The sequence below is a fragment of the Peribacillus deserti genome, from assembly GCF_002863585.1.
Classification (GTDB): Bacteria; Bacillota; Bacilli; order Bacillales; family DSM-1321; genus Paraperibacillus; species Paraperibacillus deserti_A.
Map to the genome: position 1 here is coordinate 17,084 of NZ_PGUY01000058.1, position 12,419 is coordinate 29,502.

Here is a 12,419-nt window from a genome sequence, read left to right on the forward strand (position 1 = left end):
GCTTACGTTTCAGAGTCTATGTAATTTTAATTGAGGTATGCTTAAGTTTCATAATTTTGGCTTAAAAATGAAAGGGAGTTTTTATCCTTAGCTTAAGCTGCTGACGCTTCATCTAAAAAGCTTGGCCCCCATTCAAGGAGCCAAGCCAGCCCTAGTGCACTTTCATTTCGCCGGCATTTCTAGAAACATCCAGCTTTGTCTTTCTCATGAGGTGGACTATGATAAAGACAGGTACTCCTAAGATTGAAATGAGAAATAAACTGCCAAATAGTATGGCAGGCTGATAATGTCTTTTTCTCACAATTCCGATTGTATGGCTAAACAAATCTAGGAGTCAAGGCACTGAATACACATAGGTACAAAAAAACCTGCCATTTAAATACGGCAGGTATTAATCTTAGCTATGCAAGATATGCTTCTCGTACTTCGTTATTCTGGATTAAATCCTTTCCATAGCCTTCCAGCCTGATGGCACCCGTCTGGATTACATATCCCCGGTGGGCAACCTGAAGAGCTTGGTAAGCGTTTTGTTCTACAAGCAGAATGGTTATGCCCTCATCATTTAATTCCCTGATGATGTCAAAGATTTGTTCCACAATGATTGGAGCAAGGCCCATTGAAGGTTCATCGAGCATAAGCAGTTCCGGTTTCATCATCAATGCTCTGCCGATTGCAAGCATCTGCTGTTCCCCTCCGCTCATGGTGCCTCCCTTTTGCTCCAGCCTGTCCTTAAGCTTAGGAAAGTATTTAAAAGCACGTTCCATTCTTTCTTCAATTGCCCTTTTATCTTTTACTGAAAAAGCTCCCATTAATAAATTTTCTTTCACAGTCAGTTTTGGAAAAATCCTCCTTCCTTCTGGAACGTGAGCAATTCCCAAAAGTGTAGTTTCATGCGCCTGCTTTTTAGTGATATCATTTCCTTTATAGGTGATTTGGCCGCTCCCGACCTTGACCAGTCCGCTGATAGATTTAAGGGCAGTGGATTTTCCTGCACCGTTGCTTCCTATAAGTGTGACAATTTCACCTTTCTCTACATTTAGGCTTATCCCTTTTAGCGCTTGGATACCACTGTAAAAGGTTTCTACGTTTTTCAATTCCAGCATTTTTCCTATCCCCTCCTCTTATCCAGCGTTAACGGCACCCGTTCCAAGGTATGCTTCAATAACTTTAGGGTTGTTTCTTATTTCGGCAGGCTTGCCTTCGGCGATCTTAACCCCGTGATCCAGAACAAAAATTTGCTCCGAAATCTCCATTACAAGCTTCATATCATGTTCGATCAAGATAACAGTGAGCTCGAATTCTTTTCTCATTCGCTTAATTAATTCGGTAAGTTCACGTGTTTCTTTTGGATTCATCCCGGCAGCCGGTTCATCGAGGAGAATGATTTTCGGCTTGGCGGCAAGCGCCCTCGCGATTTCAAGCCGCCTCTGGGCACCATAGCTTAAATTGCACGCTTTTTCATTCAAGAGGGAATTTAAGCCTACATATTCCAGCAGCCAGTACGCATACTTCTCGGCTTCCTTCTCTTCCCTTCTGATCCAAGGTAAATTGAGCAGTATACCAAATATATTTGCTTTAAGATGTGTGTGCATCCCTACTAATACATTTTCAATGACTGACATTTCACTAAAAAGTCGTATATTCTGGAATGTCCGGGAAATCCCCCTTTTTGAGACCTCATGAGGCTTCAATCCGCAAAGGGATTTATCTTCCATTAGAATGTCGCCTGACGTTGGCTCATAAACACCTGTAATCATATTAAAGAAAGTCGTCTTTCCCGCTCCATTAGGACCTATCACAGCCGTAATCGAGTTTTTTTCAACCGTCATTGAAATATCCTGGTTAGCAGTCAGCCCGCCAAATTTTTTGGTTAACCCTTTCACTTCTAAGATTGACATCGGATGCCTCCTCCCTTACGCCTGTGCTTTTTGTTCCTGGTTCATATCCATGAGTTTGCTAGAAACCAATTCTTCTTCCTTATAAATGGGATTCTTTGCGGGAATTAACCCCTTTGGTCTATAAAGTGCAAAAACAATTAACAGAGCTCCGAAAATTAATCTCTGCATTTTGGACGGAGAAAGGGCATCCGGTATCGTAATGGCCCCTGATGAGCTAAGCCCATTCAGCCAATTGGTCAACTCCGTCAGAACCTGCAAATTCAAAATAGTCATAACAGCTGCACCCAGTATGACACCTGGGACACTTCCCATTCCCCCGAGTATGACCATTACGAGTATGGTTATTGATTCGAGGAGCGTAAAACTGGTCGGGTCGACGAAGGTTTGCTTACCTGCAAAAATGACGCCCATCATACCGGAAAAGGAAGCGCCGACTGCAAATGCAATAAGCTTTGTTCTAACAAGGGGAACACCCATTGCCTGGGCTGCAATTTCATTTTCCCTTACAGCCTTCCATGATCGTCCAATTTTTGAGTGTTCAAATCGCCTTACGGTGAATATAGTAAATACTAGAATAATCAGAACAACATAATAGAATTGACTCGAATATATAAGTTCGATACCAAAGATTTTTGGCGGCGTAATGGAAGCTATGCCCATTGCCCCATTTGTAATATTGACTGGTTTATCCAGGTTATTGAAAATGATTCGGATAATTTCACCAAACCCCAGGGTTACAATGGCTAAATAATCGCCTTTTACCCGCAGAACGGGAATCCCAAGTAAAATTCCAAACAGCGCCGCTGCAAAACAGCCAAGAACAATGAAAATCCAAAAACTTTCTCCGGAAAGCGGATAGGTTCCGAATGGCATAAAATTTGCTGCCTGGCCGGTTGCAAAAATTCCATATGTGTATGCACCCACCGCAAAAAATGCAACGAAGCCTAAATCCAGAAGACCAGCCATCCCAACTACTATGTTCAGCCCAAGAGCCATAGAGATATAGATTCCCACAAGGGTAGCGACTTCCATGTATGATTCGTACGCATCCCCGCCTCCGGCAGCGGCAGGAAGCAAGACCACTAATATAACCCCGGCAGTCAGCCATTTCACGAGATTCGAAAATTTGGTGAAATATAGGAGCAGCAGTGAAGACAGCAGCAATAAAAATGCTGTAACGGATTTCTGAGCCAGATACAGGCTCAATGAAGTAACTGCAATAAAGATCAGCAGGAATACTCCCTGGAACAGTTTATTTTCTGAATAGGCATTCCATATTTTCTTCATTCCAATCTCACCTACACTTTCTCCGCTACAGGTTTGCCTAAAAGTCCTTCAGGCTTGAAGATTAATACAATGATTAAAATGGCAAAAGCGAATACATCTTTATATTCAGCTCCAAATACTCCGCCGGTCATTAACGTTAAATTGGCTGATGCGAACATTTCCATGACCCCAAGAAGAAGTCCCCCGAGCATGGCGCCCCTTATATTCCCAATACCACCGAGTACAGCTGCCGTAAAAGCTTTCAGCCCTAGAATAAAACCGATATATGGATCGATCGTTCCGTACTGAACGGCAAACAATACTCCTGTCGCGCCCCCTAGTGCTGAACCAATAAAGAATGTTAACGAGATTACTTTGTTAACGTTGACCGACATCAATGACGCCGTTTCCCGGTCCTGTGCTACGGCCCGCATAGCCATTCCCCATTTTGTTTTATTAACGAAGAAATCCAGAACCACCATCATGATAATGGCTGATACAAGGACTATGATAAATGAGCTTTTAATGGATGCATCATTAAAGACAGATGAGATGGCAGAACTGTTGATTTTTATCTGACTAGTAAAGAGGCTTGGACCTGTAACGATATAATTTCCTTTTTTTAACTCAGCAATGAAACGCACCAGATCTTGCAGAAGGAAGGATATACCAATGGCTGTGATAAGCGGAATAAGCTTTGGTGCATTCCGGAGCGGCCGATATGCTACCCGTTCGATTCCCATGCCGAGGAGCCCTGTCAGCAATGCCGTTAAGAGCAGCACCGTGATGAGCATAACGATCGCCGGCAATGCGGATACCCAGCCAATGCCTGTTAGAACAATCAGCATGGCTGTTCCGATGAAAGCTCCCGTCATAAATATTTCTCCATGTGCAAAATTTATAAGTTCCAAGATTCCGTATACCATCGTGTAGCCAAGGGCAATGACCGCATATACAGTTCCCAGTGTTAATCCGTCTATTAATACCTGCGGGATCGATTGCAATATATCGTTTAGCATCAATCATCTCTCCGTTCCCTCAAAAATTACGAAAGGGTATGCCCGATCGGAATCATACCCTTTCGCCATTATTTAATTCTTTGGAATTTCAGCGTCAAATGTTGGCGGGTATTTTACATCATCAAATTTATATACGAAGAATTTGGCAAAGTCGTTATCGCCTTTATCATCGAAGCTTACTTGCGTTACAGCTCCCTGGAAGTCTTTAACTCCCCTTACCGCATTCATCACTTGTTCACGGGTAGGCATTTTCTTGCCGTTGGAATTAATCGCGTCTTCCAGCCCTTTTAAGACAACACCCATTGCGTCGTATCCATAAACGGAATAGGATTCAGTAGCCTTATTAAATTTAGCTTTGTAGTTCTCGGCAAATTTCTTTCCGCTGTCCGTTCCTTCTGTATCACCAGCTACAGAAGTTATAAACACGTTCTTAACAGCATCCCCGGCAATTTCAACCAGCGTGGAGGAATCTAGACCATCTCCACCCATAAACGGTACATCGATTCCTTTTTCGCGAGCCTGTTTAATGATAAGCCCTCCCTCTGAATACAGGCCGCCAAAGAATACCAGGTCAGGTTTTTTGGAGAGAATCTGGTTAATCACACCGTTAAAATCTTTTTCTCCTACAGTGATCCCTTCATAGCCTACAACAGTGGCTCCCTTTTCCTCTACAGACTTCTTAAATGCATCAGCAAGACCGGTGCCGTAAGCCGTTTTATCCTGGATAACGAATACTTTTTTGGCACCAAGCTTTCCTGTTGCATATTCCGCTCCTGCAGGACCTTGATAATCATCACGTCCGCAAATTCTGTTTACTGATTTAAGATTTCTGTCCGTAACGTCCGTCGCGGTATTGGCAGGGGATACCATCGGAACTTTATATTTTTCATATATTTCTGAAGAAGGAATGGCAACACCTGAATTCAGGTGGCCCACAATGCCCAGGATTTGTTTATCAGAACCAATAAGCTGCGCATTTGCTACCCCTTTTTTTGGATCTCCCTGGTCATCATAGGGCTGAAGCTTCAATTCATAGCCCAGCTTTTTAAATTTTTCTTTTTGTTCTTCAAGCTGAAGCTGTGCTCCAAGCTTAATGGCCTCACCAAGGGTTGCACTTCCCCCGGATAATGGTGTTTGTGTTGCGATCTTAATTACTTTAAGACCACTGCTGTCACCGCTGGTTGTTCCAGCACTGTCTTTGCCGCATCCCGCTAGAATTCCGAATGCAAGTGAACCTGTTAATAATAAGGATAATGACTTTTTAATATTCACCTATGAATCCCCCTTTTTTCCAAATATTCTGATATTTTAGTTCAAAAGTACTCCTTTCTGAATGAATTGCATGTTATGTAGCTTTTTTTAGTATAAATAGTACTTCTCCCCTGTACACTAAGTTTGTCAGACTTCCTTACATAGTTTTTTTAAAAGACTTCGTCGAATCTTGTAAGATAATAGCTTCTAATTTTGATTGCTATTTTATTTATAATCTCCTAAAATAAAGTATATTAATAATTTGGAATCTTTAGATAAATAGGAGTGTCATAATGGGATGGAATGATATTAGCTTTAAGGAAAAGAAGGTCATCTCTATAGGGACAGTCAGTGAATTAACTGGTTTATCCGAAAGGCAGATCCGCTACTATGAAGAGAGAAAGCTTATATTCCCCTCCAGGTCAAAGTCCGGGATGCGAAAATACTCGTTTAATGACATTGAGCTCCTTGCTGAAATTGCAAATCAGATTGAAGATGGAGTATGGACAAATGAAATCAGGAAAGAAATGAAAAAGAAAGAAAAATCAATGCCTAATCCGCTAATCAATGGCCAGGTACATATTCCTTTATAGTTTTAATACATGTCTAAAAAAAATCCGCTGTCCAGACTCGGAGCGAGAGCTAAGTCTTAACAGCGGATTTTTTTATTAACCTAAGTCTGCCTTTGACACACGCTTCACGCTAAAGGCACATGCTTTCCGCCGGGTGGTCCGGGACCTTCTGCGACAGACTCCCGCAGAACCTCCCTCTGCCGGCTTTCAGCAGGAGTCCCCTCCCTCCCTCCGCTCCAAACCACATCGTATCAATCCAACTAAACGTTAACATAACCAGTTTAAAATAATCTGTCATGAATCAACGCTCACCAATTCCGGAAGCGAGCAGGAGCAGGAATACAACCATTCCTAAAGCCATTAAATTAAACAGAAATTGGATTACTAAGCTTAGAGTTTATCAGCTCACGTAATCTGTAAGACGCCTTGTTTCCATTCCTCTCGGATCAACCCCATACGAATAGAGTCGTAATAAACTCCGTTATAGTACCGGCATTTCCTCATCCTGCCCTCTAGTGTAAACCCTGCTTTTTCTGCTGCACGAATCATTCCCGTATTCCCTGACCATGTAGTTAGTCCTACCCGCCCGATATCAAGGGAATTGAAAAGATAATCAGAATATAAAGCGAGAGCCTCTGTTCCAAATCCACCATTCCAATATGTATCTTTATATATAACAATACCGATTTCCAGCCATTTTGTTTTTTCATCTTCCCAATAAAACATGATCAAACCAATTATAATTCCGTTTACTTCAATCAGTAACTTTGATTCAGGTTTACCCATAGTATGTATGAGAGGTTCCATCTGATTTTTGTATGTATTGAAATCGACCATTTTTAGTGGCCAGTAAGGGGCATCCCACTTCTTCCATTCAGGATTTTCTCCAGAATATATTAACTCCCACAGAGTTTCCAGATCCTTAACCCTTATACTTCTTAACCGTAATTTATTTCCCCTTAAAAAGATCCCCATCGTTTTTCCTCCTATCTAATGATTTTTCGAGAACATAAAAATAAGTCCGGCTAATAGTAATGCCGGACTTATTGGTTTAGTTCGAAAGCACTTTTACATAAAAGTCTCTGGTTCTTGGCCCGTCCCATTCACAAAAATAAATCCCCTGCCATGTACCTAGCAGCAGTTCTCCATTTTCGATTATGACCTGCTGGGAACTTCCTACAGTGCTTGCTTTCAGATGGGCTGCCGTATTGCCTTCCATGTGCCTGTCTTCTGCATGATTCCATGGGTATATTTCATCAAGCCTTCGGATCATATCTATTTTTACATCGGGATCCGCATTTTCGTTTATCGTAATTCCAGCAGTTGTATGGGGGCAGTATATGAAGGCAATCCCATCCTCTATGCCGCCCTCCGATATGAACCTGCTTACTTCATGTGTAATCTCAACCATTTCATCCCGTTTTTCAGTCTTAATGCTCCATTTTTTCAACATGCGCCGGCTCCCTCCCATTGGTATACTAGGTATTTACCTCAAGCCGCGAAAAACAATCTAATCCTAATTCCTTTTTTTCAGCAGTGAGAATTTACTCATTTCTTCCTTAAATTTTTTAACATCCGACTGAGCAGCGGTTTCCTCTTTATACCTTACATCACTGTAAACAGAAATTAATAAGTCCGCATCCAAGCCTCCCGGGAAGTCCAGGCTTAGCCGCTTGACCCACGCAGAAAAGGACTCACCGCTGTTTCTGGCATATGGTGTGGAAAGCTTTTTTTCCCAGGCAAACACAATTTTCCGGACAGCATCTTTTGGGGCTCGATGCCTGCTCTTTTTGCCTTCCGTACTTTGATACAAACTTATATTAGTATTTAAGCTGCTTCTGTTATATCGGCCCAGTCTTTTCTTTGCTAAACGATAGATCAAAAATAGGCCCACCAGTGCTAAGAGCATCAGGATTGAGTAAATCAAAATATGATTCCCTGATCCGCCGTTATATGCAGGAATTTCTTCAGGAGCAGATTGGAAAGCTTTTTTCAGTCTTTCCTCCGTTTCTTTTTCACCATTAAAATCGATTAAACCCACTAAGAATACAAGCGGTCCTCCAACCATCCACGCAAAAATAGAAACAATCAGGCTTAAGATAGATCGTAAAGCCATGCTTATATACGGCACTATGTGGATCAGCAAAAATCCTGCTCCACTAGCCAAAAGGACAGCAGATATCCGGTAAGCACCCATACTCTTGGTTCGGCTAGAAACAAATAAATGGGACAACAACACACCTGCAAGCAAAATCCATTCAAGGACTGAAGGCACTCCTAATCTAAAGAGTATGGCCCCCGAAAACAGCAGGCAGTAGAAGAGCAGACTTGGCACTTTTTTAGAAAATAAATAAGAAACCACAAAATAGATTGCGATAATGGCTGCAAATACTTCTGCATTACTCGTTTTCACCAAAAAAATAAAAGCAGCAAACTGGATAATAAAATCAGCTAATAGAGAGAGCACGATTTCCCCCTCCCTGAACGATTCCGTCTTTAGTTATTGTTCTTACTAATCCACTCTGTCCGTTGGCAGATCCTTCTCCAATCCAGACAGTTATATTTTTTGATGCTCTATGAGATTTAACAAAACGGTTAAAATAATCCGCTGTGAGGAGCAGGCCTTCTTCGTTTATTTGTGCCAGTGTTTCCAGAGTAATAGCAAAATGCGGGTCTCCTTCATTTAAATGAATCTGTATGGGTTCATTTTGGGCATTCATATTAATAAACAATTCATAAGGTATTTTTCTTTCACTTAAGAACTTACATAGGAACGCCGTATAAGAAATATATTCTTCCATTTGAGGGTGAAAATAATAAGACTGCTCTGCAGATAAATATAAACAAAGAGTGAAGCCTTTCTGGATGACAGGCTGGTATCTCTTTGCAATCAATTCACCGCTTCTTGCTGTGGCCTTCCAATGGACCTGCCTGAATCCTTCTCCTTCATATGGTTTGACCCCTGAAATAGACAGCTCATCCTTGTATAATGAGAAATTTGCTGCAGTGGTGCCCTGGGTGATCTTAAACAGTTCATCAATTCCTGCCACAGGCTTTAAATCTGGATATACTAATATTTCGTGCTTTAATCTTTTTATTACAGGGTAATGTATGGACGAGGTATTAAACCAGTCGTATAAAATTAATTCCATATCTTCTATGTGATAGACTCCCCTTTTTATAGGAACTATTTCACCTGCCCAGCTGATTTTCTTATTAGGGGGCAGAGAGATATATTGAGATATATGATTGGTATCATTTTTATCCTCATGACTTTTACCTGTCATGGTCAGGCTTTTATCCAGAGAAAAGTTCATCTTTGCTTGTACGACGGGAAATTTTCCAGTATTTACCACACCAAATTTAAGTTCTGTTTTTTCACCGGGAAACACTCGTATTCTCTTCATCTCATCTATAAATCTCACTGAATCTACAACATATCTATTTTGTATTTTTAGAAATACTGCGTACAAATAGTATACTGACAGAATGAAAAGTATATATTTGGCCGGATAAAATAAAACAATTGCTGTGCATATCGGAACCGTTGTCGCGATAAAACCCGCTTGAAAAGGATAAACCGTCTCAATGATCGGTCGTTGCTTCATCGGGCAATCTCCACAGGAACATCAATTTCTTTCAGTATTTCTTTAATCACTTCTATAGAAGTAGTTCGAAGCGAACCTTCCATTGATAGGGCGATCCGGTGCTGTGCAATATATGGGAAAGTCTTGATTACATCATCTGGTGTACAATAACCCCTGCCGGCGAGAACAGCCTTAGCCTGTACACTCCTCATAAACCCAAGGGTAGCACGCGGACTGAGCCCCTGGCCAATCCAGCTGTGGTCCCTTGTGGCTGTAACAAGCTGGAGAATGTAGTCTTCAACTGCCTCAGAGAGATAAACCGCTTTAGTCTGTTCCTGCAGCAGAGCTAGATCTTCAAGTGCAATACAGGGTTCCAGTTCATCAAGAGGCATATCGTTCCTATATTTACGCATGATTGTTTTTTCGTCTTCAAAAGAAGGATAGCCCATTGGGATACACATTAAGAAACGGTCAAGCTGTGCTTCCGGCAAAGGGAATGTCCCCTGTGACTCAAGCGGGTTCTGTGTTGCGATAACGATAAAGGGTTTTGGCAATGAATATGTATTTTTTTCGATGGTGATCTGCCGTTCCTCCATTGCTTCAAGAAGGCTCGACTGTGTCCTTGGCATGGCGCGGTTGATTTCATCAGCCAGGATGATATTAGAATAGACAGGACCGATTCTGGTCTCAAATTGATTTGTCTGAGGATTAAAATACTCTATGCCCGTAATGTCCCCAGGAAGTACATCCGGAGTAAACTGAATCCTTGAGAAGGTCCCGCCTATACTTTTTGCAGCGGATTTAGCCAGCACGGTCTTTCCGGTACCTGGAACATCTTCCAGCAGCACATGGCCATTTGCCAGCAGACATTGCATAAGTAAATCAATCACATCGCTTTTCCCTACAAGAACCTTTTCTATATTCTCTTTTAATGCCGCCAGCTTATTCATTGAACCACCCCTGCTTTACTTTATTTATATAACTTAATGATACCATAATTTTCAAAAAATTTACATTTGGTATAGTTTTTAGTATAGTCTAAACTGTCAAATGTGGGTTTCAAGAAAATGATCCAGTTGAGTCCCTTTGATACCTTTACAACTACGTAATTCCATGAAAAAACACCCAGGCAGCTGGATGTTTTATACAACCATAATTACGAATCAGTACTCCAACGGCTCCTCGCCGAATCGTTTCCAAAGTTTTGGAAACATTTTAGATAAATCGTCATCATCTTCCCACTCAAACTCAATTTCCCGAGTAATCGAAGCACCCCTATGATCCAATTCTTCTTGAAAATGATCTGCTGCTGCTTCATCATATTCTGTCGAATTTGTTTTCTTAAATGTATACGCGTCTTGGGCTACACTTAGGATTTCTTCATTATCAGGCATCAATTCCTCATCATGCCAATCTTGTGGAATGTAATCTGCCAGAATCTCTGGACTATTTAATACACCTTTATATATTTCTTCTCCCTGGGCAATCAGCCATCCTCTGAAATAATCAAATAGATCGTCGCTGCACCCTCCCATGATTACATAAGCTGCTCCCCATAATTTCTGATCATATGACTGGGTCATAAACGTTTCGAATATCATCCCGAAGTCGACAATCTCGGTTTCAATTTTATGTGTAAGTTGTTCCATTAACCAATGATTCTGCTCATCTTGGTTCTCTTGTTCTTTTGATTTTTCAATGAGACTCCAAAATTCTTTCTCATTCATTTCAATCTCCTCCGATTTTCTAGATTCCGACCGCTGCCTTGTACAGTTGAAAAAGGTTTACAAATCGAACAGATAATACTTCGATAACAAGAGACACATATCATGCTTAGCAAATAGAATTCTCAGGAAACCTATCATGATACAGTTTCAGCCTGAACATGACCAGTTCGTTGACTATACCGATAAGGTTCACTCTTCATCTGGACAGTCAGCAACTCCAGCTTCTGTCAATCAGGTGGTTTATGGCTTACATAACTTCACCTCAGGTCACCTCTATTAAGTATAATAAAAAGCAAAGTACCTCTATTGCAGCATGGATGTAGGCTTGAATCGCTTCATACATACCAAGTAACTTATACGCTGCTAGTCTCTTGTTTTTTTCAGGTTCTAATTTGCCGATAGCGATAGCTCTATAGAATGAGTACGAAATGAAAAATCTCATCAGGATTTCGATTACGAACTCCCATACAACGTTTACGTTTATCTTTTTTAAAGCCAATTAAAAGAAAGAGGTATGTAATATGCCTATAATACATCACGAAATTTACATTGAAGCACCAAATTAATGTTTGTTTTGACCTCGCCAGAAATGTTGAAGTTCACACAGAAACAACAACTTAAACAAAAGAAAAAGCAATTGGTGGTATCACAGTGGGACTAATGGAACTTGGAGATACCGTCACTTGGGAAGCGATCCACTTTGGAGTAAAACAAAAATTAACAGCCAGGATTATAGAAATGGATAACCCAAAAAAATTTACAGACACAATGGTTAAAGGTGCTTTCCACTCTTTTACCCACACACATGAATTTTCTAAATGCCTCACAGGGACTGTAATGAAAGATACGTTTGCTTATACATCACCATTTGGCATTCTTGGAAACCTAGCTGATACATTATTTTTAGAAGGCTCAATTCTAAAAGATTGTTGTTTTTTAATAGTTATGTGATCCTACCCTATTGATTAACAGGTTGATTGGAACGTAAGGTGCGAGACTCCTGCGGGAGCAGCGGGACAGGTGAGACCCCACAGGCGAAGCCGAGGAGGCTCAGCGCCCGCCCCGCGGAAAGCGAGCATCCTGTAGTGGAAATCAACCC

13 protein-coding genes are annotated in these 12,419 nt (G+C 41.3%); 2 read left to right on the forward strand and 11 right to left on the reverse strand.

Features of this window, described 5'->3' with window-relative positions:
- Nucleotides 1–401 precede the first annotated feature (401 nt).
- From CUU66_RS18125 to CUU66_RS18145, 5 genes are all read right to left on the reverse strand, one after another.
- Nucleotides 402–1,103: an ABC transporter ATP-binding protein gene (locus tag CUU66_RS18125; protein WP_101644779.1), complete on the reverse strand. Its 702-nt coding sequence runs from the start codon at nt 1,101–1,103 to the stop codon at nt 402–404.
- Nucleotides 1,104–1,121: 18 nt separating this feature from the next.
- Nucleotides 1,122–1,898: an ABC transporter ATP-binding protein gene (locus CUU66_RS18130; protein WP_101644781.1), complete on the reverse strand. Its 777-nt coding sequence runs from the start codon at nt 1,896–1,898 to the stop codon at nt 1,122–1,124.
- 15 nt (nt 1,899–1,913) lie between these two features.
- Nucleotides 1,914–3,185 (reverse strand): branched-chain amino acid ABC transporter permease, encoded by a 1,272-nt coding sequence (locus CUU66_RS18135; RefSeq protein ID WP_101644783.1) that lies wholly within the window; start codon nt 3,183–3,185, stop codon nt 1,914–1,916.
- An 11-nt stretch (nt 3,186–3,196) separates the two neighbouring features.
- Nucleotides 3,197–4,183 carry a branched-chain amino acid ABC transporter permease gene (locus CUU66_RS18140; protein WP_101644786.1) on the reverse strand — a complete coding sequence of 329 codons (987 nt, stop codon included), beginning with the start codon at nt 4,181–4,183 and terminating at the stop codon, nt 3,197–3,199.
- 72 nt (nt 4,184–4,255) lie between these two features.
- Nucleotides 4,256–5,455 (reverse strand): branched-chain amino acid ABC transporter substrate-binding protein, encoded by a 1,200-nt coding sequence (locus CUU66_RS18145; protein ID WP_101644787.1) that lies wholly within the window; start codon nt 5,453–5,455, stop codon nt 4,256–4,258.
- A gap of 272 nt (nt 5,456–5,727) precedes the next feature.
- Between CUU66_RS18145 and CUU66_RS18150 the strand changes: the two genes are divergently transcribed.
- Nucleotides 5,728–6,027: a MerR family transcriptional regulator gene (locus CUU66_RS18150; protein ID WP_101644788.1), complete on the forward strand. Its 300-nt coding sequence runs from the start codon at nt 5,728–5,730 to the stop codon at nt 6,025–6,027.
- A 384-nt stretch (nt 6,028–6,411) separates the two neighbouring features.
- Here the strand turns inward: CUU66_RS18150 and CUU66_RS18155 are convergent, their stop codons facing one another.
- From CUU66_RS18155 to CUU66_RS18180, 6 genes are all read right to left on the reverse strand, one after another.
- Complete coding sequence (locus CUU66_RS18155) at nt 6,412–6,981, reverse strand: GNAT family N-acetyltransferase (protein ID WP_101644791.1); 570 nt, start codon at nt 6,979–6,981, stop codon at nt 6,412–6,414.
- A 76-nt stretch (nt 6,982–7,057) separates the two neighbouring features.
- Nucleotides 7,058–7,459 (reverse strand): secondary thiamine-phosphate synthase enzyme YjbQ, encoded by a 402-nt coding sequence (locus CUU66_RS18160; RefSeq protein WP_101644793.1) that lies wholly within the window; start codon nt 7,457–7,459, stop codon nt 7,058–7,060.
- A 63-nt stretch (nt 7,460–7,522) separates the two neighbouring features.
- The gene (locus CUU66_RS18165) at nt 7,523–8,473 is read right to left on the reverse strand and encodes a DUF4018 domain-containing protein (protein WP_101644795.1); all 951 of its coding nucleotides are present in this window, start codon (nt 8,471–8,473) and stop codon (nt 7,523–7,525) included.
- Nucleotides 8,454–9,614 carry a DUF58 domain-containing protein gene (locus tag CUU66_RS18170; RefSeq protein WP_101644798.1) on the reverse strand — a complete coding sequence of 387 codons (1,161 nt, stop codon included), beginning with the start codon at nt 9,612–9,614 and terminating at the stop codon, nt 8,454–8,456. Before CUU66_RS18170 ends, CUU66_RS18165 begins: the two co-directional genes overlap by 20 nt.
- Nucleotides 9,611–10,543, reverse strand: a complete 933-nt coding sequence (locus CUU66_RS18175) for an AAA family ATPase (protein ID WP_101644799.1) — start codon at nt 10,541–10,543, stop codon at nt 9,611–9,613. Before CUU66_RS18175 ends, CUU66_RS18170 begins: the two co-directional genes overlap by 4 nt.
- A 213-nt stretch (nt 10,544–10,756) precedes the next feature.
- Nucleotides 10,757–11,320 carry a DUF4240 domain-containing protein gene (locus CUU66_RS18180; RefSeq protein ID WP_101644804.1) on the reverse strand — a complete coding sequence of 188 codons (564 nt, stop codon included), beginning with the start codon at nt 11,318–11,320 and terminating at the stop codon, nt 10,757–10,759.
- Between the two features lie 651 nt (nt 11,321–11,971).
- Between CUU66_RS18180 and CUU66_RS18185 the strand changes: the two genes are divergently transcribed.
- On the forward strand, nt 11,972–12,271 hold the full coding sequence (locus CUU66_RS18185; RefSeq protein ID WP_308302518.1) for an SRPBCC family protein: 300 nt from the start codon (nt 11,972–11,974) through the stop codon (nt 12,269–12,271).
- Nucleotides 12,272–12,419: the final 148 nt, after the last annotated feature.